The sequence below is a fragment of the Streptosporangium oxazolinicum genome, from assembly GCF_039537505.1.
Lineage (GTDB): Bacteria > Actinomycetota > Actinomycetes > Streptosporangiales > Streptosporangiaceae > Streptosporangium > Streptosporangium oxazolinicum.
Genome location: NZ_BAABAQ010000013.1, coordinates 315,499 through 338,694, shown reverse-complemented (window position 1 = coordinate 338,694; position 23,196 = coordinate 315,499). Strand labels below are relative to the sequence as shown.

Genomic DNA, 23,196 nt, shown 5'->3' with positions numbered 1-23,196 from the left:
GATTCGCCGCAGTCCGCCGCTCACGCCCGAAGCGACTCCACGAAAGCCGGGGTACATCAGAGCCTCCAGCAATCCCGGCGCGGTTCAGAGCCGGCCGTACGGTGTCCCGCACAACCTCGGACAGCAGACGTATTGATCAGAACGGGACGCGCCGGTCAACGTGGTGCCCACCGCAAGAACCAGTTGCACCACGAAGGGATGAAGAGCACTATGCGCACGAAGATCCTCAAGGTGATTGGCGGGACGTTAACCGCTCTGGCCCTGGCCACGGCGCCGGCGTACGCGGGCGATGGAACCTCCAGCAGCGCAGCCGGACCCTGCGGCTTTTACGTCTCATCCCTCACGAACAGCGCCTGGTACAACCACTGCAACTCCAACGTCAACGTCCTCATCCGTGTCGAACGGGCAGCACTGCCCGACTACGACTTGTGCGTTAGCCCGGGCGAGACCTATCTCGGCAAACACCCCGAGCCTTACGACGCCTGGTACAAGGGCGTTCTGTGCTGATTTAGGACCCTGCGGTGACACGAGGTGCCGACAAGTGCCTCGTGTCACCCGACACGTCCTCACGGTAGATCATTCCGGCTTCGAGCTGATCAGGCTTCTTTGGTGCGACGACGCCCTAACGGTGCGTCCCGTGGAGTGGTGTGAATTCCGCGGCCGAGTTCAAGATCCGAGGCGTCCCTCGACAACTCGTGAAGATCCCCAGAAGTCACACCATCCCGGGGATCTCATACCTACCTGTCCAACCCACTATCCCGCCAGCGTGGAATTCACTTCTGCGGTACGCCTTGAGGGTCGATGAGCACCTCTACTTCGGTCTCGGAGATGCCATCCAAGCCGAGGGCGAGACCTGCCCCACCCATGAGCGCGAGGGACAACGCCGCCACAGCAATGATCACCCTGCGCCGGAAGAGGCGGAAAAAGCGCGGCGGCGGTTGTGCGCCCGATTTGGTGACGGAGGGTTCCTGGGCGGGCGTGGACGATGCGGCGGCTGGACCATGCGCGATCTGCGCGTAGGAGGCCCGCCAGGCTTGCAGGTCGTCACCGTCCAAGCCGCATGCCTTGACGAACGCGATGAGCAGCTCTTCGCGCGGTAGACGGTCCTTGCCGAGCATGGTCGACGCGGTGGAGTAGGGCAGCGTGTCACCCCCTGCGGCGGCTCGCCGGTCCAGTTGCCGGAAGCTCAGTCCCGACCGTGTCTTCAGACGCCGCAACTCGGCCATGAAGGTGGCAGTGTCGGTGGCCCCGGCCGGTGACGGTGGCGGTGTGGAGGTCATATGGCGCTCCTTCGGTGACGCTCTGAGCTGGCCGTACGGTGTCCCGCACAACCTCGGACAGCTAGACATGTTGATCAGAACGGGACGCGCCGGTCAAGGTGGTGCCCCTCAACGCTGGGGAGGTTGGATGAGGCGGGTTCGCATCGGCGAGGCCGCCCCGGTTTCGGAAGAGCGCGAACGCCTGGTCGCCGCGCTGGAGGCGGTTGAGTTGGCGACCGCCAAGGTGGCCGCCGCAGTTCGGATTCGTGCTCGCCGGCCGCACGCCAAGCCGCGCGTTCGGACTCCTCGGCGCGTTGTTGCGCCACGGCGGCCTTCTGGATGGCCTTCTCACCCGCGGCGATCGTGGCCGCGGCATTGTCTTGGGCGGCAGTGGCGCGCCGTTCGGCGGCGGCGATGTGTTCGGTGGCGCGTTGTTCGGCGGCGGCCGCGGCAGCGCGGGCTTCTTCGGCTGCTTGTTCGGCGGCGTCGATCTGGGTGAGGGCGCCGGTGGTCGCGGTGCTGAGCGCTTCGGTGAAAGCGGCCAGTTGAGCCGTTCACCGCTCACCTGCGCTCAACAGGTCGCCGCTCCACGCACCGGTTCGCCGTAGTGCTTCGGTGACCGGCGGGGTGTGGGCGGCGGCGCGGGCGCGGTGCGTGGCGGCTCGGCAGGCGTCCTCGCAATACAGGGCCAGACGCCGCTGCGGTGGCTACTGCGGCTGGAAGGCTCCGGCCGGTTGACGCATCCAGAACGGTTTCGGAGGTGTCGCTGCTCATGTCGAGGTTCACGGGGTGTTCGGGCGCGCAGGAAGAGCCGTCTATCATTCGGCGAGATTATTAGCGTACCGTTCGCGAACGATTGATTTTCGTACGCGAAAAAATGAAAACTTGAGAGCGGAGCGAGTTGAGGCTGACCCGCGATAACATCACTTATCACGGGTCAGAACGGCCCTCCGAACGAGGCCTCCGGAGGCTGCCGAATGACGCATAACGGGCACCGCGAGGAGCCGCTCACCGGACAGATTGTTCGCATGGAGAACGGGGGGCCGGTGGCCCCCGGCCGCCTCTCCCCGTGAGGGGCGCTACACCGCGGCGGACTACGCGCTCAGCGACCAGGCCCGCTCCCGCATCGCCGACGGTGTTCCCCCCAACACCCGGCGCGCCTATGAGCGGCAATGGGCCGCTTTCTCCACCTGGTGCGCCGAACGCGGCCGGGTCGAGCTGCCCGCCACCGGTCACACGCTGGCCGAGTACGTCGAGACGCTATGCGCCGCCGAGTGGGCTCCAGCGAGCATCGAGCAGGCCATCGCGTGCGTGCGTTCCATGCACCGCTTGGCCGGCTACACCAACCAGCCCCTCACCGACGCCGCCCGCCTGGCGCTACGCGCCTACAAATGCGCTCGCGCCGAGGTCGGCACCCGCGGCCAGCGCGAGGCCCCGCCCGTGGGCATCGACGCGCTGCGCGCCATGGTCAGCGCATGTGATCTAAGCACCCGTATCGGTCTGCGCGACCGGCTGCTGCTGGTGCTGGGCTTGGCCCTGATGGGGCGTCGCTCTGAGCTTGTCGCCTTGACCTGCGACGACGTCCGCGAAGCTCCCGATGGGCTGGAGATCACCATCCGGACCTCCAAAACCGACAAGGACAGCCGGGGGGAGACCATCGCCATCCCGCGCGGCAGCCATCCCTTGACCGATCCGGTGGCTGTCTGGAGGGACTGGACCGCCGTGCTCGGCGAGGCAGGGGAGACTTCCGGGCGGCTGCTGCGCCGCATTGACCGCCACGGCAACCTCGGCCCCCGCCTCGGCGCCGACGCCGTCAACGTCATCGTCCGCGACCTCGCCGTCCGCGCCGCCGTCCCTGGCGCGGCGACCTTCACCGCGCACAGCCTGCGCGCGGGTGGCGCCACCGTCGCCTACGCCGCAGGCGTTCCCGTCTCCGTCATCGCCAAGCACGGCCGCTGGGCCCCCGCCTCCCCGGTCGTGCTGCGCTACATCCGCGCCGTCGACCGCTGGCGCGACAACGCCATGCGCAACGTCGGCCTGTGAACCCACCTTGAAACCGTGCAATATCAGCACAGATCGACCCAGTGACAACGCTCTGAGCAGCACTGATGCCTCTACACAGGTTGCTCACCGCGAAGCAAAAACGACGATCATGCCTCAGATAGGTTGAGACAAAACACCAGATGCCTCAGGTTGAATGAGACGAGTCTCGACTCGATGTAGAAGGATGCGATTTCTTGTTCGACCGCAGAGCTGGCTACGAGGCCTAACGGACCTTCAGGCAGCGCCTCTACGGAAGTCGCGCTTCGATTTGGCTAACGATCCGGTTGCCCTCGTCGCCCAAAACCCCTCTGAGCTGGGTATTTAGACCGTCATGTGAGGTCAACGGCGCAGTCGAGCCCACGATGATCATGCCTCAGATAGGTGAGACAAAACACCGGATACCTCAGGTTGAGTGAGACTGCCTCAGATTGAGTGAGACGGGACAACGGGACAGCAGCAGACGCCCACTCGTTCGCTCGGCCAGCAACTTGCGGGAATTTCCATTCCCGGTAGTTACCGTAGCCAGGACAAGACGCAACAGATCTTGTTTGTTGATTTTTAATTTCTGGAAAATCAGGGATGCTAGGCTCCTGTCATGCGGGAGCCGGGTGCGATGACACCGTGCAAACACTGTGGGACGCCGATCGAGCAGCGGCCCGGGCGTGGGCGGCCGAGGGCGTACTGCGCGCAGGGAGACTGCCAGGCGGTGGCCAAGCGCGAGCGCGAGATGCGGCGGGCGACGCCGGGGCTCGAAGGGGCGCTGGCCAGGGCCGAGGAATTCTACGAGCGCATGGAGAAAGGGATGATCGCGGCGATCGCCCCGCTGGCGCAGGTGTTGTCGGAGGAGCTGAGCCCGGCGGGGGTGGAGGCCAAGGTGAGCGCGGTGCAGGCCGAGGCGCACACCCGGGTGGCGATCGCGCGCACCGAACGGGAACAGGCCTTCGAGCAGGTACGGCTGGCACGGGAGGCTTCCGAGCACGCCCGGCGCGAGCGGGACGCGATGGCAGGCCGCGTGGCGGAGGCCAACGCCGAACGCGACACCGCGCTGGCCGACGCGGAGACCGCCAGGGAGCAGGCACTGGCCGCGTTGCACGAGGCGGCCAGCACCGAACGCCGGGCCAGGCAGGCCGAGCAGGAGGCCACCCGCAGGGCCCAGCGGGCCGAGGCGGCCCGGGACGCGGCGCTGCGGGAGATGGCCGAGCGGGTGGAGGCCGCCGAGACCGAGGCGCGCCGGGCCGGAGCGCGGGCCGTCCACGACCAGGAGCAGGCAGAGCAGGCACGCACCGAGCGGGACCGGGCGCTGAAGGAGACCAGAAGCGCTCAGGAGGCCAGGGGTCAGGCCGAGCGTTCCGCTTCGGCCGCGTCGGCGCGCGCCGACGCGGCCGAAGCGGAACGGGACCGGGCGCTGGCGCGCGCCGACGCCGAGGCGACCGCGCGCGCTCAGGCTCTGGCTGAGGCGGCCGAGGCCCGCACGCGGGCGGAACGAGTGGACAAGCAGGCGGCCGAGCTGGAGAAGCGGGCGGCGCGCCGGGTGGCCAAAGCCGAGGAACGGGCCGCCGAGAAGATCGCCGAGGCGGGGGAGCGCGCGGCGGCCAAGGCTGCCGAGGCGCTCGCCGAACGTGACGAGGCGCGCATGCGGCTGGCCATGGAACAGATGCGCCTGTCGGATCTGCGCGACCAGATGGAGGCACTGCGCGCCGAGTCCGCCCAGCTCAGGGAACGCGCGATCACCGCGGAGCTGCGGGCTGAGCCCAACTGAACCCTGCCGATCCTGCCGATCCGGCAGGTCCGGCAGGACTGACGGGGTCGGCAGGGCCGCGCGGTCAGCGGGTCGCGGGCGTGGGGGAGCGGCTCGGCGGTCATCACCGGGGACCCGGCCGAGTCGCTGTTGGCCTTCGGGAGATCGGTCCGGATGTTGGCGCTACGAACGCGACCTTGACGACGATCCGGTGACAGCGGGCATTCGCCCTGGTTGGGGTGCCATTGAGAATCGTGTCAGGAGCCGCAAACTCCGATGATCTGTGCGGAGGTAACGCGAAACGATCTGGGGCGATGAGGGGACATGACACTCCCCTCGTTGAACATCGACGAGCTCGTCGAGCACTGGACCGTGCTGGAGGAAGAACGTCGCGAGCCTCGCCCCGCACGCTCGGGCCGGATTCCGGGCGATCGGCACCCGCGAGCGCATCGGCCGCCACCGCGGCGCCTGGCTCGACGTCGTGCTGGTCGAGCGCCGCAGCCCAGTCAGGCCGGTCAGTCCGGTTGGCTTCCGACAGCGTTGTCCGATGAGCGTGGCCAGGATTCAACGACACCCCAGGATGGCGTCATTGCCTGTGAGAAAGCGGGACTAGCCTGGCATCGGCGGCCGATATCGGTATCGTCATAAACTGGGGCCGACGGCCAGTCAGGACGGGGTGCGGAAGGATGCGCGAGTTCATGCGTGGGGCGGTGCGGCTGCACATCCTGCACCACGCTGCCGAGCAGGACATTCACGGAGCGTGGATGACCGAGGAGCTCAAACGGCACGGCTATGCCATCAGTCCCGGCACGCTCTATCCGACACTGCACCGGCTGGAGGCCGACGGGTTGCTGTCCTCGCGGCAGGAGGTGGTCGAGGGCAGAGTACGGCGGATCTACCGGGCCACCGAGGCGGGCACGGCGGCGCTGGCAGAGGACCGAAAGGCGTTGCGGGAGTTGGCGCGCGAGGTGCTCCCCGAGGCGCACCGCCCACCGGAAACCGCCTGAGCCCTGAGCGTGGTGTCGGCTGGTGCGCTCGAACAACGCGGCGCCGAACCCTCGCTCCGATGTCCCTCGACCCGGCCCCCGCCCGGGTCGGTGTCACCGGGGCACAGGAGAGTGTTCGCGCGAGAGTGGTTACGCGTCCCAGGTGACCGGGAGGCTCTTCACCCCGTAGATGTCCGCTGTCTCCGGGCGCAGGCCGACCTCCGCGGCGGGTACGGCGAGGCGCAGCGTGGGGAAGCGGTCGAACAGCGCGGGGAAGGCGACCCGCATCTCGACGCGGGCGAGCTGCTGGCCCAGGCACTGGTGGATGCCGTGGCTGAAGGCCAGGTGGCCGCCGTCCCGCCGGCGCAGGTCGAGCCTGTGGGGGGCGGGGAAGCGTTCGGGGTCGCGGTTGGCGGTGTTGAGGGACAGGATGACCGTCGTGCCGGCCTCGATGGTCTGGCCGCCCAGCTCGACGTCTTCCAGCGCGACCCGGTGGAACTGCTTGGCGATGCTCAGGTAACGCAGCAGTTCCTCCACCGCCTGGTCGGCGAGCGTGGGGTCGGCGCGCAGCGCGGCCAATTGCTCCGGGTTCTGCAGGAGGGCGAAGGTGCCCAGCGCCAGCATGTTGGCGGTGGTGTCGAACCCGGCCGACAGCAGGAGCAGGGCCATGCCCTTCAGCTCCTCGTCGGTCAGGTCGCTGTCGAGCAGGTCGCTGAGCACGTCGTCGGTGGGGTTGGCGCGCTTGGCGGCCACCAGCTCGGCGAGGTACTCCTGGGTCGCGGTGTAGGCCGCGAGCAGTTCCTCGTCGCCGGCTTCTCCGCCGAGGAACATGTCGATGTTCTCCTGGAAGCGGCCCCGGTCCTCGTACGGCACGCCCAGCAGCTCGCAGATCACGATGGCGGGGATGGGCTTGGCGAACGCGGTCACCAGGTCGGCCGCCGGGCCGGCCTTCTCCATGGCGTCCAGGTGGTCGGCGGTGACCTGCTCGACGCGCTCGGTCAGCAGCCGCATCCGCCGGACGGTGAACCTGCCCGCCAGGGGTTTGCGGTAGCGGCTGTGCTGCGGCTCGTCCATCAGCAGGAACTCGCCGGGCGGCGCCGGCGGGACCTCGATGTCGCCGTAGTCGATCAGCGGGTGCTGGAGCATCAGCTCCCTGCGGGAGCTGAACCGTGAGTCGGCCAGGACCGACCGGACCAGGTCGTATCCGGTGACCAGCCAGCCCTGGTGACCGCTGGGGAAGGGGAAGCGGCTGATCGGGCCGTGCTCGCGGGCCTCGATCAGCTCCTTGGGCGGGTCGAAGGGGCAGCCGGCCTGACGCGCCGTGGGCATCGCCGTGAGGGTGTGGACGAAATCGTTCATGACCTTTCCTTTCGATGTGCGGGCACACGGCCTATCTAGGAGATCTTGCGGCGGTAGGTCCTCATCGCGAAGACGTACGCGACGACGAGGATGCCGGCGCACCAGGCGAGGGCGACCCAGATGTCGGTGCCGACCGGCTGCTCGGCGAACAGGGCGCGGACGGCGTTGACGATGGAGGTCACCGGCTGGTGTTCGGCGAAGGCGCGCACCGGGCCGGGCATGGTGTCGGTGGGCACGAACGCCGAGCTGAGGAAGGGCAGGAAGATGAGCGGGTAGGAGAACGCGCTCGCGCCCTCCATGGTCTTGGCGGACAGGCCGGGGATGACGGCGATCCAGGTCAACGCCAGGGTGAACAGGATCAGGATGCCCGCCACCGACAACCATGCCAGCACTCCCGCCCCCGAGCGGAAGCCCATGAGCAGGGCGACGAGCATCACGACCCCGAGCGAGATCAGGTTGGCGATCAGCGAGGTCAGCACGTGCGCCCACAGCACCGACGACCGCGCGGTCGGCATCGACTGGAAGCGCTCGAAGATGCCGCCCTTCATGTCCATGAACAGCCGGTACGCGGTGTAGGCGATGCCCGAGGCGACCGTGATGAGCAGGATGCCGGGCAGCATGTAGTTCACATATGAGCCCGACCCTGTTCTGATCGCGCCGCCGAACACGTAGACGAACATCAGCATCATCGCGATCGGCATGATCGCGGTCGTGATGATGGTGTCCGGGCTGCGTGTGATGTGGCGCAGGGATCGTCCCAGCAGGACGGTGGTGTCGCCGAGGAAATGCTTGCTCATCGTTGTTCCCTATGCCTTCGTGCCGACGAGGGTGAGGAAGACGTCCTCGAGCGTCGGCTGCTTCTCGACGTATTCGACCTTGGCGGGCGGGAGCAGTCGCCTGAGCTCGGCCAGGGTGCCGTTGACGATGATCCGGCCCTCGTGGAGGATCGCGATCCGGTCGGCGAGTTGTTCGGCCTCGTCCAGGTACTGCGTGGTGAGCAGCACCGTTGTGCCCCGGTCGGCGAGCTCCCTGACGGCCTGCCACACCTCGATGCGCGCCTGGGGGTCGAGCCCGGTCGTCGGCTCGTCGAGGAAGATGACCGGCGGATCGCCGATCAGGCTCATCGCGATGTCGAGGCGGCGGCGCATGCCTCCCGAATACGTCGCCGCCCTCCGCGCGCCCGCGCCGGTCAGCGAGAACCGCTCCAGCAGGTCGTCGGCGATCTTGCCCGGGTTCTTGAGGTGCCTCAGCCGGGCGACCAGCACGAGGTTCTCCCGCCCGCTGAGGATCTCGTCCACGGCGGCGAACTGCCCGGTGAGGCTGATCGACTCGCGCACGTCCGCAGCCCGCGTGGCGACGTCGAAGCCGTTGACGCGGGCGGTGCCCGCGTCGGCCTTGAGCAGCGTGGACAGGATCTTCACAGCCGTGGTCTTGCCCGCCCCGTTGGAACCGAGCAGGGCGAAGATGGTGCCCCGCGCCACCTCGAAGTCCACGCCGCGCAGCACGCGTAGCTCCTTGTACGACTTCTCCAGGCCGTGCACCTGGATCGCCGGGGCCTGCCGGGTCGTCGTCACACTGTCCTGCCTTGTGGTGGGGTGGTGTCGCCCGCGGCACGGGCGACGGCGCTGGCGAAGCGGTGGCGTTCGCGGGCCCGGTACTGGCCGAGGGGGTAGTTGGCCATGAACGTCTCGGCGAACTCGATGGGGTCGTCGCCGAAGAGGTCGCGGATCGGGGTGGCGTCGGCCGCGCTCTGCTCGAACAGGTCGGCGAGGTCCTCGTACATCTCCATCGCGCCGGCGCCGTCGGCCGGCCCGAAGTGCATCAGGTAGCGCTCCAGGGCTTCGACCGCGATGCGGTAGTTGTCGGGCAGCCGCTTGACGCGTGCCTTGTAGCGCCGGTAGCGCTTCTTCTCCTCCAGCGATCCGGTGACGATCTCCAGGTACCGCAGGTAGCGGCTCTTCGACTCGTTCGATCCCGTCGTCATGTCCACTCGCCTCCCTTACGGAGCTGTTCGAGCCGTCCGGCCAGGAAGCTCCAGGTTCGCCAGAACTCTTCGAGGTACTCCCGTCCCTGGTCGTTGAGGGAGTACACCTTGCGCGGCGGCCCCTTCTCCGACGGGACCTTCTCCACGTCGACCAGGCCGCGCTGCTCGATCCTGACCAGCAGCGCGTAGACGGTGCCTTCGGCGATGTCGGAGAAGCCCTGGTTCCGCAGCCGCGCCGTGATCTCGTAGCCGTACGCGGGCCGGCTGGACAGGATCGCCAGGACGATGCCCTCAAGCGTTCCCTTGAGCATCTCCGTCACGAGCTTGCCCACGGGACGCCTCCCTTTCAGCTACTCGGTGTTGCTGACTACCGGTACAAAGTAACACTGACTACTCGTACTTAGCAACACCGAATAGCTAGGGTGCGGGGCGGGCGGCCTGTGGGAGCCCGGTGACAATGAAATTTCCAGCGTCGAGAGTGTTTCGCCTGGTCAGGCAGGCTCGATTCGGTAAACCGCCGCCTTCGGGTCAGGAGCCGCTACCGCCACCTGGCCGCCCTTGGTCAGTACGTCCGCCTTGGCGACGATGTCGCCGCCCGATCACCGCCGAGAACGATCCGCTCGCCCGTCACCGCGCGCGGCCCCGCCGCCTTGAGGGCTGGAGACATCCTCGGGAGTCGCGGGCCGCGCCACGCCGGGCGGACGCGGCCGGTGTCGGTCAGCCCGCAGGAGGGTGTGCACCTCGGCGGTTTCGAGGACGTGTGCCCGGGAGGGAAAGACCTGGTGGAGCAGGACGTCGTGCGCTTCGGGGTCCGGGTCGGCGACGCCGTCGGCCAGGACGTGGAGCCGGTAGTCGCGGTCGGCCGCGTCGAGGACGGTGGACAGGACGACGCCGCTGGTGCTGACGCCCGCGATGATCAGAGTGGTGATGCCGCGTTCGCGCAGCCGCTGATCGAGGTCGGTGGTGGACAGGCCTCCGTGACGGATCTTACGCACGACGATGTCTCCGTCCTGGGGAGCGAGACGTTCGTGGATGGCGGTGTCAGGATCCGCGTGGTGCATGAGGCGGTGCTGGGCGATCGGCGCGAAAGACCTGTTGGCGGGCGGGATCGCGGCCCAGTCGGCCTCGGTGAAGCCGACCCGGACATAGGCGACGGCGCCGCCCCCGGCGCGAACGTCGGCGATGACCTTTTCCATGCGTCCCAGCAGGGCTTCCCTGTCGCGCTCCGGGAGCAGCGCGAGGATCGCGGGCTGAAAGTCCATGACGAGCAGGACGGTGTGCGCGGGGTCGAGTGGGGGAGTGGTGCTCATGCGGGTGTTCGCCTTTCCGATGGCGCCTGGTCGGCGTTCTTGTGCCGGGGGAGGAGGAACGGGGTCGCCAGAAGCAGGAGACCGGCGATCGCGATCGCGATGCGGGGGCCGGTGAGGCCGGCCAGCAGGCCCCACACGCCGGTCATGGCCGCGACGGTGGCTTTACCGGTGATCGACCAGGCGGACAGGGTGCGGGCGATCCGGTCCGGCGGGAGCTGCTGGAGCCGGTAGGTGGCGAATACCGGGTTGAACACGCCCACGCAGGTGATCAGCCCGAGTTCGACGGCGATGACGAGGAAGAGCCCGGTGGGGCCGGGGCCGACGAAGGTCAGCCCGAGTGGCCAGCACGCGCGCAGCGTCCCGGCGACGAGCATGACCCTGTGCTGTCCGTACCGTGCGAGGAGCGGGCGGGCCAGTCGCGAGCCGATGAGGCCGCCGACGCAGGGGACGCCGAAGGCGAGGCCGTACTGCCAGGGTGTGAACCCGAGGTCGCCGAGCATGAGAACGGCGAGCAACGGCGAGGCCGCCATGATCAGGCCGTTGACCAGGACGGTGTTGAAGAACAGCGGGCGCAGCACCGGGCCGGCGAGAATGTACCGCCACCCCTCCAGCAGGTCGGCGGCTCTGGGCCGGGACGGTGTGGCGCTTCGCGCGGGATGCGGCTCCCGCCCGCCGATGGCGCGGATCCCCGCGGCCGAGAGGAGGAAGCTGGCCGCGTTGGCCGCCACGCTCGCCACCGGGCCCACCAGCCCGATCGCGGCGGTACCGAGCGGCGGCCCGAGCGCGGTGGCGGTCCAGGTCGTGGCCTCGAACCGCCCGTTCGCGACGAGCAGGTCCTCCGGCCGGACGAGCGCCTTCAGACATGCTCCGCTCGCGGCGGTGAAGGCGATGTCGGCCGCGCCGACAACGACCGCCACAACCAGGAGTTGAGCGAAGCTCAGCCGGCCGAGCACGTAGGCGGCGGGGACGCTCATCAGCGCCGCGAACCGGACCAGGTCCATCCCGATCATCACCGGCCGTTTGCGCCGGAACTCCACCCACGGCCCGAGCGGCACCGCGACCACCGCCCCGATCGCGAGTCCCGCGGCGGCCAGCGTCGACACCTCGGCGGGCCCCGCGTCCAGGGCGAGAATAGCGATCAGGGCGAACGCGTCGAACGCGAGCCATGTGCCGAACGCGCTGACCGCGTACGCGGCCCAGAACCACCTGAACCGTCGCCCCAGCGACCTTCCCAACGTGTACTCCGCTATCTCCAGGAAACAACCATCCGTTGATTCGAGAGATCAAAGCGCGCCGCCGATGGGCGGGTCAAACAACCGGATGACCGAGTACGCACAACTCCTGGTTGTGTTCTAAGGTCGGTCGGTGTGGATCTCGATGCTGTGCGCACGTTCGTCGCCGTCGTCGGCACCGGCCGGTTCCAGGACGCCGCCGCGGATCTGTCGATCACCCAGCAGGCCGTCTCCAAGCGCGTCGCCGGGCTGGAGAAGGACCTCGGCGTGCGGCTGTTCATCCGCACCGCGCGCGGGGCCCGCCTCACCATCGACGGGCAGGCGTTCCTGCCCCACGCGCGCGAGCTGCTGCGCGCGGCCGAGCGTGCTGTCGCGTCCGTGCTTCCCGGCAGCCGTCCGCTGCGCGTCGACGTGATCGCCTCACGCCTCGCGGCGTCGGGTCTGATGCGCGGTTTCCATCGCGCGCACCCCGAGATCGAGCTCGACGTGGTGATGTTGTTCGACATCGAGACGGCCCTCGACGCCATTCGGTCCGGTGCGATCGACGCGTCCTTCCGTGCCGTCGCCGTGCCCGGTCGGCCCCTTCCCGAGGACATCGAGTCCGTCCGGGTGCTCGACGAGGCGCTCCAGCTCCTCACCGGGCCGGCCCACGCGCTGGCCGGTGCCCGGTCGGTGACCGTCGCCCAGCTCGCCGGGCACCGGATCTGGATGCCCGGCATCGTCCCCGGTACCGAGTGGGCCGCCTACTACGACGACCTCGTCGCCGAGTTCGGCCTCACCCTTGAGGCGACCGGCCCCAACTTCGGCTCCGACGCGCTCCTCGACACCATCGCCGACACCCCGGCCCTGGCCACCTTCATGGGCGAGCGGACCCGCCTGGTCTGGCCCGCCGACCACGGCTTACGCCGCATCCCGGTGACCGATCCGACACCCGTCTACCCGCACTCGCTCCTGTGGCGCCGCGACAACCCCCACCCGGCGCTGGCCACCCTCCGCGCTCACCTCGCCGCCACAGCGGCCGGCCACGACGCCGCCGGGATCTGGGCGCCGGGCTGGGTGATTCCGCGCTGAACCGCCGCCGCGTCCGCGACCGTCGTGGCCGGCTCTCCGCTCCCGAACGTGTCCCCGGCCACCAGGTAGGTCTCGCGATGTGAGTGTGGCGGAGAGGTTCGAGGTCGGCGAAGGGGAGTGACGCAGCCGAGCTCCTGCCCGCCACTCGGTCGAGGCAGAACTCGTTGCCCTCAACGTCTTGCATGACCAGGCACGACTCGTTCACCTCATCGGCAGGCAGGAGTCGCACGCGTACCGCGCCGAGCGGGATCAGCCGCGCGCATTCGGCCTCAAGGGCCGCCAGGCGCTCCTCACCCAACGGTCCGCGTGGTCCGCTTTTCGCGGCACCGGCCGACGGGGGTTACTTCTCGGCCGTGCCCGGTTTCCCGCTGATCGACCCCTGATAGATGTCCGCGTAGGTGCGCGAGTCCTTGATCAGGTCGTCGCAGAAGGCGGCGACGTCATCGCCGATGAGTTCCAGGACTCCCTTACCGGCAGCGACGCCCTCTTCGAAGAAGTCGATGATCCCTGAGAGCAAGGACCCGTCGAGCAGGTCGATCGGTCCAACCTTGAAGAGGTACCTCTGAATCTCCTTGTAGACGATCCGATAGTCCGGCGGGAGTGCCTTGACCCGCGCCACGTGCGCCCGCCACTGCTTCTTGCCCTCAACGATGTCGTGGATGCCCACGTCAGCCTCCCAACCGGCCCAGTTTCCTCGCGACGTTCCTGTTCAACTGCTCGCGCCACCGGTCGCGGTAGCTCCGGGCCCCTTCTCCACCGGCCAGCGCCGCGCAGAAGCCCCCGATGTCGTCACCCAGCACCTCGTGGATGCTCTGCCCCTCGGACGCCGTCTCTTCGAGCAGTCCCAGGGCACCGTCGAGAATCGGCATCAGGTTTCGACCTGTGAAGTCCGAGTACGGAGAAAGATGAACCTTGATCTCTTCCCACGCCGCCCGATGGTCGGCCGGCAATGCAGCGGCCCGAGCTTCGAACGCCTTCCATTCCCTGGTGAGATCGCTGCCTGTCACGGTCTCCCAGAAGTTCATCTCCCGCCCTCCTTGAGCTTGTCGATCCGCGATGTGATGTACTCCCATTTCGCCCAGAACATCGCGAGTTCGTCGCGTCCCGCGTCGTTGAGCGCATAGAACTTGCGCGGCGGGCCCAGCCCGGACGGTCGTTTCGTCACCTGGACGAGCCCGTTCTTCTCCAGTCGCAGCAGGATGGTGTAAACCGTCCCCTCGACGACGTCGGCGAAGCCGAGTTCGTGCAGCCGACGCGTGATGGCGTACCCATAGGTCTCCTCGCCGCCGATGATTTCGAGCACGCAGCCCTCAAGCGTGCCCTTCAGCATCTCCGTCAGGTCGTCCAACGTGGGCTCTCTTCGGTCTCTTGGTACTTCGTACTACCGAGTACCACTACACGGTATCACGAAGTAGTGAACCGGGAAACGATTCGAATGCTGAAGCGCGCTGGGCAACAAGGGCCGCCAGACAGCCGGGAGCTTGAACGGGGAGACCTTCACGCTGACGGCATGGCCGAAGGAAGCCGGGATCCGGATCGGCCCGGCCGCACGTCATCTGGTGAGCGTGGTGAACGAACGGGCCTAGCAGGGCCGTATTGAGCTGGACGGTGGAGTCAACCCGGCCCGTTCGCGGTGAATCCCCACTGCTATCGTCTGTCGATATCGGCCCTCGAAAGGGGCCGTCCCGGAGGGACCACCGTGAGCCAGGAACAGCTTGGGCGGCCTGACGGCCCAGCAGAGCGTGACCCGCGGCCTGACGGCCCGGCAGAGCGCGGCCCGAGGACGGCGGCGGACCGCCGCCGTCTGCGTGAGGTGACGCTGGTCTTCCTCAAGCTGGGCCTCATCGCCTTCGGAGGTCCGGCCGCGCACACCGCGATGATGCGTGACGAACTGGTGCGCCGCCGCGGCTGGGTCGGCGACCAGCGCTTCGTCGACCTGATGGGCGCCACCAACCTCATCCCCGGCCCCAACTCCACCGAACTGGCCATCCACCTGGGGTACGACCGGGCCCGATGGCGCGGCCTGATCGTCGCCGGAGTGTGCTTCATCCTCCCGGCCGCGCTCATGGTGACCGGCCTGGCCTGGGCCTATGTCACCTACGGCGGCACGCCAGAGGTCGAGGGCATCCTGTACGGCGTCGTCCCCGCCGTGATCGCGATCATCGTGCACGCGCTGTTCGGCCTGCTCCGTACCGCGATCAAGAACATCTGGCTCGCCGCACTGGCCGTCGCCGCCATCACCGCATACCTTCTCGGGGTCAACGAACTGCTGGTCCTGGCCGCCGGTGCGCTGCTGGCCGCCGCCCCCAAACTGGCCCGCCGACTGAGCCCCGGCCGGATCCAGGGCCTGCTCGCCCTACCCCTGATCGGTCAGGTGACCGGTGGGTCACCGCTCTTCCCCGACCCGAGCGGGGCCCAGCTCACCCAGCTGTTCCTGACCACGCTGAAAATCGGCTCCGTCCTGTACGGCAGCGGGTACGTGCTCCTGGCCTTCCTGCGCGGCGACTTCGTGGAGCGCCTCGGCTGGATCACCAACCAGCAGCTCATCGACGCCGTCTCCATCGGCCAGGTCACCCCCGGCCCCGTCTTCACCACCGCGACCTTCATCGGTTACCTCGTCGCCGGGCCCATCGGCGCCTTCCTGGCCACCGTGGCCGTCTTCCTGCCCTCCTTCCTGTTCGTCGGCCTGCTCACCAAGCTCACCGACAGGCTCCGCGCCGGCCACTGGACCTCCGCCCTGCTGGACGGTCTCAACGCCGCCGCCCTGGCCCTCATGGCCGGGGTGTCCTACCAACTCGGCGTGACGGCCGTCATCGACCCCCTCACCGTGGCCATCGCGGTGGTCACCCTGGTGCTGTTGTGGACGACCAGGCTCAACAACGCGTGGTACATCGCCGCCGGTGCCGCCATCGGCCTGGCGCACGCCCTGATCACCTGAAAGACCGCGGGGCCACCAGGTCACCGTCTCCGGAACAGGAGGCGGGTGACTTCGCTGGGGCTTGGTACGGTCTCAAGATCGAGATCACCGCCACCCCGTGCCGGCACGGGCCGCGACCGCGCTCAGCCGACGGCGGCGCCGAACCACCTGGGCAGCCGGTCGAGCAGCTCCCGCTGGTCCTCACCGACCCACGCCACGTGGCCGTCCGGCCGCAGCAGCATCGCGGGCGCGTCCAGTTCCTCGCCGCCGTCGACGACGTGGTCGACCCGATCCGCCCAGCCCGCCACCGAGAGCCGGCCGGTCCGGTCGAGCAGCAGTCCGCGGCCACCGCGCATCAGCTCGTAGAGGCGACCCTGCTTCAGCTCCACGTCCCGCATCCGCCGGCCGAGCAGCTCGTGCCCCTCGCCGAAGTCGTAGCGCACCCCGATCGCGGTGATCTTCTCGATCAGATGCCGGTTCACCTCCTCGAAGTCCATCAGTTCCGACACCAGCCGGCGCACCGCCCGGGGGCCGGGTTCGAGGGACATCAGCTCTATCTGCGCGCGGGTGTTGTCCAGCACGTCGGCGGCCACCGGGTGCCGTTCGGCGTGGTAGCTGTCCAGCAGCCCCTCCGGCGCCCAGCCGCCGACCTCGGCGGCCAGTTTCCAGCCGAGGTTGAACGCGTCCTGGATGCCGAGGTTGAGCCCCTGCCCGCCGACCGGCGGGTGGATGTGTGCCGCGTCGCCGGCCAGCAGCACCCGGCCGGTCCGATAGCGTTCGGCCAGCCGGGTGGCGTCACCGAACCGGGACAGCCAGCGCGGCGAGTGCGCGCCGAAGTCGGTACCCGCGGTCGCCCGCAGCTGCCGCCTGAACTCCTCAAGGGTCGGCGGGATCGTGCGGTCCTCGGCCACCCCTTCGGCGGGTACGACGATGCGGTACACCTCGTCCCTGAGGAGACCGGCGCCGAACCGCAGCTGGGTCTTGCGGATGTCCGCGACGACGGCGGCGATCGTCGCCGGATCCTCGGTCAGCTCCATCTCTCCCAGCAGCGTCTCGACCCTGGTGGGCTCGCCGGGGAAGCCGACGCCGAGCAGCTTGCGCACCGTGCTGCGGCCGCCGTCACAGCCGACGAGGTAGCGCGAGCGCAGCCGTGTGCCGTCGGCAAGCTCGACGGTCACCCCGTGCTCGTCCTGGCTCAGCCCGACCAGCTCGCGGCCGCGCCGGATCTCGGCGCCGAGCTCGGTGGCGTGCTCGGTCAGCAGGCGCTCGGTGATGGTCTGCGGGATGCCGAGGATGTACGGGTGCGCGGTGTCCAGCCGGTCGGGCCACGACTTGGTGATGCCGGCGAAGAAACCACCGACCGCGAACTGCTTGCCGAGCGCGAGGAACCGCTCCAGCAGGCCGCGCTGGTCCATCACCTCGATGCTGCGTATGTGCAGACCGAGCGCGCGGATATGCTCGGCCGGCTCCGTCTCCTTCTCCAGGATGAGCGCGTGCACGCCGTGCAGCCGCAACTCGGCGGCCAGCATCAGGCCGGTCGGTCCGCCACCGGCGATGATCACGTCGATCATGAAACCCCCCATTCGACAAGATTGCCTTTCGGCCAGCGGCTCCGTGCGGCCAGGCGGCGGGCACACCCGCCTCTCCGCGCCTTCGCGCCGTGAGCCCCGACGGCGGTTCGACGTGCCGCGTGATCCATACGCCGATCGACAAAGGACCACGTGCTTCGCGAACCTCTTATTTCCGCAGGTTCTGGCCTCGGCCGACGATTCTGCAGCACGCCCCGGGTCTTGCCGCAAGCCCCCCGGTGCGCTATACCTTGAAAGTGGCAGGGAGTGGATAACCTCCTTGCCTTCGCCTTTTGTCGCCTGGTTTCGTCATCCGCTGACGCGCCCCCGGCACGGCACCACCGCGCTCGATCCCCCCGGAAGCCTGGCCGACCGCCGTGGACGGACGTCAGTGGCGACTCGTTCCGGGTGTGCCCTCCCCGGCGCGCCTGCCGTATCGGTGCAGCGCCTCGACCTCCTCGTAGGAGGGCACGTCACCGGTGACCGGTTCGTCCCGGGCCACCGCCAGCGCCGTGGTGACGGCCGCGCGCAACGCCGCCCGGAACAGCAGCGACCCGTAACTGAGGCGGGCCACCCCCAGCGCGGCCAGCTTTCGCACCGGCACGCCGGGCTGGACGAGCACGTTCAGCGGCACCCCGGCCCCGGCCACCAGCGCCTCGATGTCCCGCTCGGCGCTCGCGCCCGGCACGAAGATCCCATCGGCCCCCGCCCCGCCGTACGCGCGGGCCCTTTCCAGCGCCAGAGCACGGGCATCGGGCAGGCCCAGCCAGAACGCGTCGGTACGCGCGTTGAGGAACACCTCAGGAACCCGTCGCTTGACCACCGCGACCAGTTCCGTCTGCGCCGGGACGTCGGCCAGGCGGGTACCGCGCCCGTCTTCGAGGTTGATCCCCGCGACTCCCAGCCCCGCCAGCTCCGCCACCAGGTCGGCGACCCGCTCGGGCTCCTCGGCGAACCCCGCCTCGATGTCCACCGTCACCGGGATCCCCAGCCCCGTGATCGTCCGTGCCAGTGCCAGTGTCTCCTCCCGCGTCGCCCGCCCGGCGTCCGGCTTGCCCGGCGCGGCGGCCACCCCCAGGCTCGTCGTCCCGATCGCGGTGAACCCCGCCTGCGCCAGGGCCACCGCGGAGGCGTGATCCCACGCGCAGGGAAGCAGCAGCGGCTCGTCCGCGTGGTGCAGCGCCCTGAACCGCGCGAACGTCACCGGGTCACCGCCTCGATCGTCCCGGCCGCCAGCGCGAGCGCGACCTGCCTGCCCGGACAGGCGCGCGGTCCCGCCCCGAACGTCAGATACTCCGGTTCGCCTCCCGCGTCACGGGGCGCCTCCGGATCCCGGCCGGCCGCCGCGACGTCGAGCACCACGGTCCTTTCGCCATCGGGCGCCCTGCGGCGCAGCGTCCGGACCGGAGGGTCGTGGCGCAGTGTCTCGTCCAGCAGTTCCTCCACCGTCCGCGCTCCGGCCGTGCACGACCCCGCCGACCCCGCCGCCCCTGCCGACTCCGCCAACTCCGCCGACTCCGCCGCGAAGGCGGCCAGGGCGCCGCGGACCAGGGCGACCGTGGGAGCGTACGCCTGGGCGAGCAGCCCCGCCACCACGGCCAGCCGCTCCGGAGCCGGGTCGCCCAGCAGGCGCGAGAGCCGTACGAGCCCTTCGTCTGCCGTGGCGACATCCGTCTCGCCGGGCCCTGTTCCGGGCCCCGGCAGGTAGGCCGGGGCGATCGCCGCGACGGCCTCCACGGCCCCCGGCCCGTCTTCGGCCCGTACGCCCAGCGCGACGGCGAGGACCAGCACCGGAACCAGTTCCGGGGAACAGAGTTCCGGGGGACAGGGGGGAGGGCCGGTGTCCCGCGAGGCGAGCCGGGACGCCTCGGCGCGCAGCGCGCCCGGATCCAGCCCGGCCAGCACCGCCGTGCCCGCGGCCCGGCGCTCGGCGTGTACGGACCCCTCGGCGAAGCGGCCGACCGCTCCGCGCAGCCACGCCACGGTCAGGGCGAACGGCGGGCGCGGTACGGGATCGACGGTGAAGCGGGGGTCGGCCAGCACGGCCCGTATCTCGGCGGGGCGGCTCACGACCAGCGGATCGAACGTCATCGGTTCTCCTTGAGGTGGGACCTCCCCCCAGGGCGAAGGGCGAAAGGGGAAGGACGAAGGCTGAAGGAGCGGGCGCGGGAGCGTCCCGGTCTCCGCGGGGGACCGTGACGGTACGCGTCCTGCGGCTCGGCGATCCCCAGAAGACTAGACGCCGGACGCTTCGGCACCCGCCGAAGCGTCCGTGTCCAACCATCCGTGTCCAACCATCCGTGTCCAACCATCCGTGTCCAACCATCCGTGTCCAACCATCCGTGTCCAACCATCCGTGTCCAACCGCGCCGGTGGGTTTCCCTTCTCGGCCTCCCAGAAGCGATCACGCTCGCGCGGGCGAGGTGGCGCGGGTGACGCAGGCCGAGGCGAAGGCGGCGATGACCGGGTGCGGGCGGCTGCCATCCCCGGCCAGCTCCGGCTGGAAGAGGGTGGCCAGGAAGAACGGATGGCCCGGCAGTTCCAGGACCCGTACCAGCCCGGCCTCGTCGTGGCCGGTGAAGCGCAGCCCGCCCGCCTCCAGCACGGGCACGTAGTCGGCGTTGAGCCCGAAGGCGCAGGAGTATCTCTCCACGGTCCTCTCGGCGCCGACGATCCTCTCGGCCAGTGATCCCGGCGTCAGCCGGACGGCGTCCTCGTGGCCCGCCAGCGAGCACGCCAACGGCAGCAGCAGGAAGTCCTCCGCGCCCGGGTCGTTCTCGGCGTGCGCGACGGACAGGCCCAGGACGTTGCGCGCATACTCCAGCAGGGTGTGCTGGAAGCCTCCGCAGGTGCCCAGGAACGGGATGCCGTGCTCGCGGGCGGTGCGGGCGGCGCCCACCGCGCCGTTCTCGCTGCGGTACGGGCTGCCGGGCACCATCCAGATTCCGTCGAACCCCTCAAGGGCGGTGGCCTCGGTGGTGGGGATCCAGTAGGCGTCCAGCACCAGCCCGTCGCGCTCGCGCAGCGCCTCCAGGAGTACGGGGATGCGGTTGTGGGACCGGACGGACGGTGACTTGTCGCCCACCAGGGCGATTCTCGCGGTGGTCATGCCCCGATCCTGGCCCCGGCGACCGGGTAAGCGCCAACGATGATTCCTGGTGGATCGATAAGCGATACTGATGCACCGTGGACCCGCACCTGCTGCGCACGTTCGTCACCGTCGCCGACCGGCGATCCTTCTCCGACGCCGCCACCGAGCTCGGCTACACCCAGTCGGCGGTCTCGCAGCAGATCGCCGCGCTGGAGACCGATCTGGGGCTGGCACTGCTGCACCGCCGCCCGGTGGCGCCCACCCCGGCGGGGGAGCGCCTGCTGGAACACGCCGGGCCGCTGCTGCTGCGCCACCGGGCCGCCCGCGCGGACGTGCTGCGCGCCGCCGCGGGACCGGCCGGGCGGCTGGCGGTGGCCGCCTCCGCACTGGCCTGCGCCCCGGCGATCGTACGGAGCCTGTCGCCGGGCGCCCTCGGCGGGACACGGGTCGGGCTGCGCACCGTCGCCCGCGAGCGCGTCGCCGGGGAGGTCGCCTCGGGCGCGGCCCACCTCGGCCTGGTCGACGGGATCGCCGCCCCCAGCGACCCGCTGCGGCTCCCCGACGTGGGACCGCTGTCGGGCTTCGGGATCGCCGAGGAGGAGCTGGTGGTGGTCCTGCACTCCGGCCACCCGCTCTCGTACCGGCGCAGCCTGGACCTCACTGATCTGACCGACGCCCTGTGGTTGCGGGCGCCGGTCGCCGTACCGGTGGAGCGGCTGCGCGAGCTGGCCGGCGGAGGCGGGTTTCGCACCGCGTTCGGCTACGACGGCGAGGACGTACGCACGGTGCTGAACCTGGTCGCCGCCGGGCACGGGCTGGTCCTGCTGCCCGCGTCCGTGGCGGCGGAGGCGGTGGGCACGATGGCGGGCACGATGGCGGCGGGGGTGCCGCTGAGCTCACCGCGTGTGGTGCACCGGGTGGAGGTCCTGTACGCCGAGGCGGCGGGCCCGGCCGCCACGCTCGCCGCTCAGCTGCGCCAGCCGCCCTCGTCCACCCCGCCGGGCACGTCCGCCTCCGGGTCGTAGGGGGTGCGGGTGAAGACGAAGGTGTTGAGGTCCAGGTGGCTGAGGGAGCCGTCCGGCCTGCGGACCACCCGCAGGGTCTCGCCCGCGTAGTAGCCGTCCAGCCCCAGCCAGGTCCCGTCGGCCTGGGCGGTGAACCGCGAGGCCCGTCCCGCGCCGCCGACCGGGTTGAGGGAGACGCCGCCGTCGGGCAGCAGCCGCAGCGCGTACACGCTGGGCCCCCAGTACCACGGGCCGGTGAGCTCCAGCAGGCCCGCGGTGTCGGCGACGGGCGTCCACTCCTCGGGCAGGCGCGGCTCGTGCTGGTCGAGGATCGCCAGCAGGTCGGTCGGCAGGTTGCGGCTGACGCCCGAGGTGGAGTTGGCGGTGAACAGCACGCCGACCTTGTCGGAGGGGTCGACCCACACCGTGGCCAGGAAGCCCGGCATGGAGCCGGTGTGACCGGCCAGGCGGCGACCGCCCGTGCGGGCCAGCTGCAGGCCCAGGCCGTACCCGCCGGTCCAGGCGTCGCCGTCGTCGACGATCGCCGGTTCGCGCATCTCCGCCACGGTGTCCGGAGCGAGCACGCCCCCGGTGTCTCCGGCCACGAACGCCGCCCACCGGGCGAGGTCGGCGGGGGTGGACCACAGCTGCCCGGCCGGGGCCATGGCGACCGCGTCGTGCTCGGGTTCGGGCAGCAACACGTCCGCCCACGGGTGCACGGCGTAGCCCGTGGCGTGCGGCGCGCGCGGCCGGGGGGTGGTGTCGCGCATGCCCAGTGGCAGCAGGATCTCCTCGTGCACGGCCTGTGCCCAGCTCACGCCGCGGTGCCGGGCCACCAGCTCGCCCAGCAGGGCGAAGCCCACGTTGGAGTAGTGGTAGCGGCGTCCCGGCCGATGCTTGGCCGCCTCGGGCCCGAGCGCGGCGACGAGTTCGGCGGCCGGCATGCCCTCGGCCCGCTCCCACCACGGGCCCGGGGACTCGGCGCTCAACCCCGAGGTGTGTGACAGCAACTGGGCGACGGTCATCTCCCCGACCCGCAGGTCGGGGATGTGCTTGGCAACCGGGTCGAGCAGGTCGACCTTCCCCTCGTCGCGCAGGCGCATCACCACGACGGCGACCAGGCTCTTGGTGATCGAGCCGATGCGGTACTGGGTGCCGGAGGTGGGGGTGGCCCCCTCCACCCGGCCCCGCGCGCCGAACCAGGCGAGCTCCCCGTCGCGCACCACCGCGGCGGTCAGCGAGGGCAGGCGCCCCTGGGCCTGCTCGACCGCGATCCTGCGCAGCAGCGCGCGAGCCGTACTCTCCAGAACCGGCGACATCAAATGGCTCCTCATCCGATACGAAACCCAACACGAGACCCAGCACGAGACTCAATGCGAAAAGTGCCCCCAGGTTAGTGCCGTACGAGCCGGGAGACGCAGGGGACGCCGTTCCGGATCGGGCGGTGGACCGCCTGATCCGGAACGGGGGTCAGATGTCGAGCACGGCGGGGTCGATCCGGCTCCGCGACCACGTCGAACCCGGTGAACGTGGGGGAACACCGCACCAGCCAGTCCGCATGGTGGATACGTCCCGCTTTGGGCCCTGCCGGTGGGATCGAGCGCGTGTTGCCTTGACGCCAGTGACAAGGTTCT

The 23,196-nt window shown here is 69.9% G+C and carries 24 protein-coding genes and 1 pseudogene; 8 read left to right on the top strand and 17 right to left on the bottom strand.

Annotated elements, in window-relative coordinates; translation table 11 throughout:
- Nucleotides 1–210: 210 nt before the first annotated feature.
- Entirely contained in the window at nucleotides 211–507 is a 297-nt protein-coding gene (locus ABD817_RS31130; protein WP_344921818.1) for a DUF6355 family natural product biosynthesis protein, read from the top strand.
- Nucleotides 508–773: 266 nt separating this feature from the next.
- On the opposite strand, the gene ABD817_RS31125 is transcribed toward ABD817_RS31130, so the two are convergent.
- A complete protein-coding gene (locus ABD817_RS31125) occupies nucleotides 774–1,280 on the bottom strand; it encodes a helix-turn-helix domain-containing protein (RefSeq protein ID WP_344921817.1) in 507 nt (168 codons plus the stop codon).
- A gap of 245 nt (nucleotides 1,281–1,525) precedes the next feature.
- Between ABD817_RS31125 and ABD817_RS31120 the strand changes: the two genes are divergently transcribed.
- The 4 genes from ABD817_RS31120 to ABD817_RS31105 all read left to right on the top strand — a co-directional run bounded on the left by ABD817_RS31120 (nucleotide 1,526) and on the right by ABD817_RS31105 (nucleotide 6,047).
- Nucleotides 1,526–1,867 carry a hypothetical protein gene (locus ABD817_RS31120; RefSeq protein WP_344921816.1) on the top strand — a complete coding sequence of 114 codons (342 nt, stop codon included), beginning with the start codon at nucleotides 1,526–1,528 and terminating at the stop codon, nucleotides 1,865–1,867.
- A gap of 412 nt (nucleotides 1,868–2,279) precedes the next feature.
- Nucleotides 2,280–3,302, top strand: coding sequence for a site-specific integrase (locus tag ABD817_RS31115; protein WP_344921815.1), 1,023 nt, complete (start codon nucleotides 2,280–2,282; stop codon nucleotides 3,300–3,302).
- 595 nt (nucleotides 3,303–3,897) lie between these two features.
- Nucleotides 3,898–5,061: a coiled-coil domain-containing protein gene (locus tag ABD817_RS31110; protein WP_344921814.1), complete on the top strand. Its 1,164-nt coding sequence runs from the start codon at nucleotides 3,898–3,900 to the stop codon at nucleotides 5,059–5,061.
- A gap of 677 nt (nucleotides 5,062–5,738) precedes the next feature.
- Complete coding sequence (locus ABD817_RS31105; protein WP_425583426.1) at nucleotides 5,739–6,047, top strand: Rv3488 family transcriptional regulator; 309 nt, start codon at nucleotides 5,739–5,741, stop codon at nucleotides 6,045–6,047.
- A gap of 129 nt (nucleotides 6,048–6,176) precedes the next feature.
- On the opposite strand, the gene ABD817_RS31100 is transcribed toward ABD817_RS31105, so the two are convergent.
- From ABD817_RS31100 to ABD817_RS31070, 7 genes are all read right to left on the bottom strand, one after another.
- Nucleotides 6,177–7,385: a cytochrome P450 gene (locus tag ABD817_RS31100; RefSeq protein WP_344921812.1), complete on the bottom strand. Its 1,209-nt coding sequence runs from the start codon at nucleotides 7,383–7,385 to the stop codon at nucleotides 6,177–6,179.
- Nucleotides 7,386–7,420: 35 nt separating this feature from the next.
- Nucleotides 7,421–8,182, bottom strand: coding sequence for an ABC transporter permease (locus tag ABD817_RS31095; protein WP_344921811.1), 762 nt, complete (start codon nucleotides 8,180–8,182; stop codon nucleotides 7,421–7,423).
- 9 nt (nucleotides 8,183–8,191) lie between these two features.
- Nucleotides 8,192–8,959, bottom strand: a complete 768-nt coding sequence (locus tag ABD817_RS31090) for an ABC transporter ATP-binding protein (RefSeq protein WP_344921810.1) — start codon at nucleotides 8,957–8,959, stop codon at nucleotides 8,192–8,194.
- Entirely contained in the window at nucleotides 8,956–9,369 is a 414-nt protein-coding gene (locus tag ABD817_RS31085; RefSeq protein WP_344921809.1) for a DUF1048 domain-containing protein, read from the bottom strand. Before ABD817_RS31085 ends, ABD817_RS31090 begins: the two co-directional genes overlap by 4 nt.
- Nucleotides 9,366–9,701, bottom strand: a complete 336-nt coding sequence (locus ABD817_RS31080) for a PadR family transcriptional regulator (RefSeq protein ID WP_344921808.1) — start codon at nucleotides 9,699–9,701, stop codon at nucleotides 9,366–9,368. Before ABD817_RS31080 ends, ABD817_RS31085 begins: the two co-directional genes overlap by 4 nt.
- Nucleotides 9,702–9,968: 267 nt before the next feature.
- Entirely contained in the window at nucleotides 9,969–10,679 is a 711-nt protein-coding gene (locus tag ABD817_RS31075) for a cysteine hydrolase family protein (RefSeq protein WP_344921807.1), read from the bottom strand.
- A complete protein-coding gene (locus ABD817_RS31070) occupies nucleotides 10,676–11,914 on the bottom strand; it encodes an MFS transporter (protein WP_344921806.1) in 1,239 nt (412 codons plus the stop codon). Before ABD817_RS31070 ends, ABD817_RS31075 begins: the two co-directional genes overlap by 4 nt.
- A gap of 132 nt (nucleotides 11,915–12,046) precedes the next feature.
- On the opposite strand from ABD817_RS31070, the gene ABD817_RS31065 reads away from it, so the two are divergent.
- Nucleotides 12,047–12,982 carry a LysR family transcriptional regulator gene (locus tag ABD817_RS31065; RefSeq protein WP_344921805.1) on the top strand — a complete coding sequence of 312 codons (936 nt, stop codon included), beginning with the start codon at nucleotides 12,047–12,049 and terminating at the stop codon, nucleotides 12,980–12,982.
- Nucleotides 12,983–13,145: 163 nt separating this feature from the next.
- On the opposite strand, the pseudogene ABD817_RS31060 reads toward ABD817_RS31065, so the two are convergent.
- From ABD817_RS31060 to ABD817_RS31045, 4 genes and pseudogenes are all read right to left on the bottom strand, one after another.
- Nucleotides 13,146–13,280, bottom strand: a pseudogene (locus ABD817_RS31060) (VOC family protein); the annotation flags it as partial.
- Between the two features lie 42 nt (nucleotides 13,281–13,322).
- Nucleotides 13,323–13,649 (bottom strand): DUF1048 domain-containing protein, encoded by a 327-nt coding sequence (locus tag ABD817_RS31055; protein WP_344921804.1) that lies wholly within the window; start codon nucleotides 13,647–13,649, stop codon nucleotides 13,323–13,325.
- Between the two features lies 1 nt (nucleotide 13,650).
- Entirely contained in the window at nucleotides 13,651–14,007 is a 357-nt protein-coding gene (locus ABD817_RS31050) for a DUF1048 domain-containing protein (RefSeq protein ID WP_344921803.1), read from the bottom strand.
- Nucleotides 14,004–14,330 (bottom strand): PadR family transcriptional regulator, encoded by a 327-nt coding sequence (locus ABD817_RS31045; RefSeq protein WP_344921802.1) that lies wholly within the window; start codon nucleotides 14,328–14,330, stop codon nucleotides 14,004–14,006. Before ABD817_RS31045 ends, ABD817_RS31050 begins: the two co-directional genes overlap by 4 nt.
- A gap of 465 nt (nucleotides 14,331–14,795) precedes the next feature.
- Between ABD817_RS31045 and chrA the strand changes: the two genes are divergently transcribed.
- Nucleotides 14,796–15,920, top strand: a complete 1,125-nt coding sequence (chrA, locus tag ABD817_RS31040) for a chromate efflux transporter (protein WP_344921801.1) — start codon at nucleotides 14,796–14,798, stop codon at nucleotides 15,918–15,920.
- Between the two features lie 122 nt (nucleotides 15,921–16,042).
- Here chrA and rox read toward each other — a convergent pair whose 3' ends face one another.
- From rox to ABD817_RS31020, 4 genes are all read right to left on the bottom strand, one after another.
- On the bottom strand, nucleotides 16,043–17,470 hold the full coding sequence (rox, locus tag ABD817_RS31035; RefSeq protein WP_344921800.1) for a rifampin monooxygenase: 1,428 nt from the start codon (nucleotides 17,468–17,470) through the stop codon (nucleotides 16,043–16,045).
- A 385-nt stretch (nucleotides 17,471–17,855) separates the two neighbouring features.
- Entirely contained in the window at nucleotides 17,856–18,671 is an 816-nt protein-coding gene (locus tag ABD817_RS31030; protein ID WP_344921799.1) for an isocitrate lyase/PEP mutase family protein, read from the bottom strand.
- A complete protein-coding gene (locus tag ABD817_RS31025; protein WP_344921798.1) occupies nucleotides 18,668–19,558 on the bottom strand; it encodes a cytochrome P450 family protein in 891 nt (296 codons plus the stop codon). Before ABD817_RS31025 ends, ABD817_RS31030 begins: the two co-directional genes overlap by 4 nt.
- Before the next feature lie 313 nt (nucleotides 19,559–19,871).
- A complete protein-coding gene (locus tag ABD817_RS31020) occupies nucleotides 19,872–20,576 on the bottom strand; it encodes a CTP synthase C-terminal region-related (seleno)protein (RefSeq protein ID WP_344921797.1) in 705 nt (234 codons plus the stop codon).
- Nucleotides 20,577–20,653: 77 nt separating this feature from the next.
- Here ABD817_RS31020 and ABD817_RS31015 point away from each other — a divergent pair, with 77 nt between their 5' ends.
- Nucleotides 20,654–21,583, top strand: a complete 930-nt coding sequence (locus tag ABD817_RS31015; RefSeq protein WP_344921796.1) for a LysR family transcriptional regulator — start codon at nucleotides 20,654–20,656, stop codon at nucleotides 21,581–21,583.
- Here ABD817_RS31015 and ABD817_RS31010 read toward each other — a convergent pair.
- Entirely contained in the window at nucleotides 21,526–22,881 is a 1,356-nt protein-coding gene (locus tag ABD817_RS31010) for a serine hydrolase domain-containing protein (protein WP_344921795.1), read from the bottom strand. The two genes, ABD817_RS31015 and ABD817_RS31010, sit on opposite strands and share 58 nt — an antisense overlap.
- Nucleotides 22,882–23,196 lie beyond the last annotated feature (315 nt).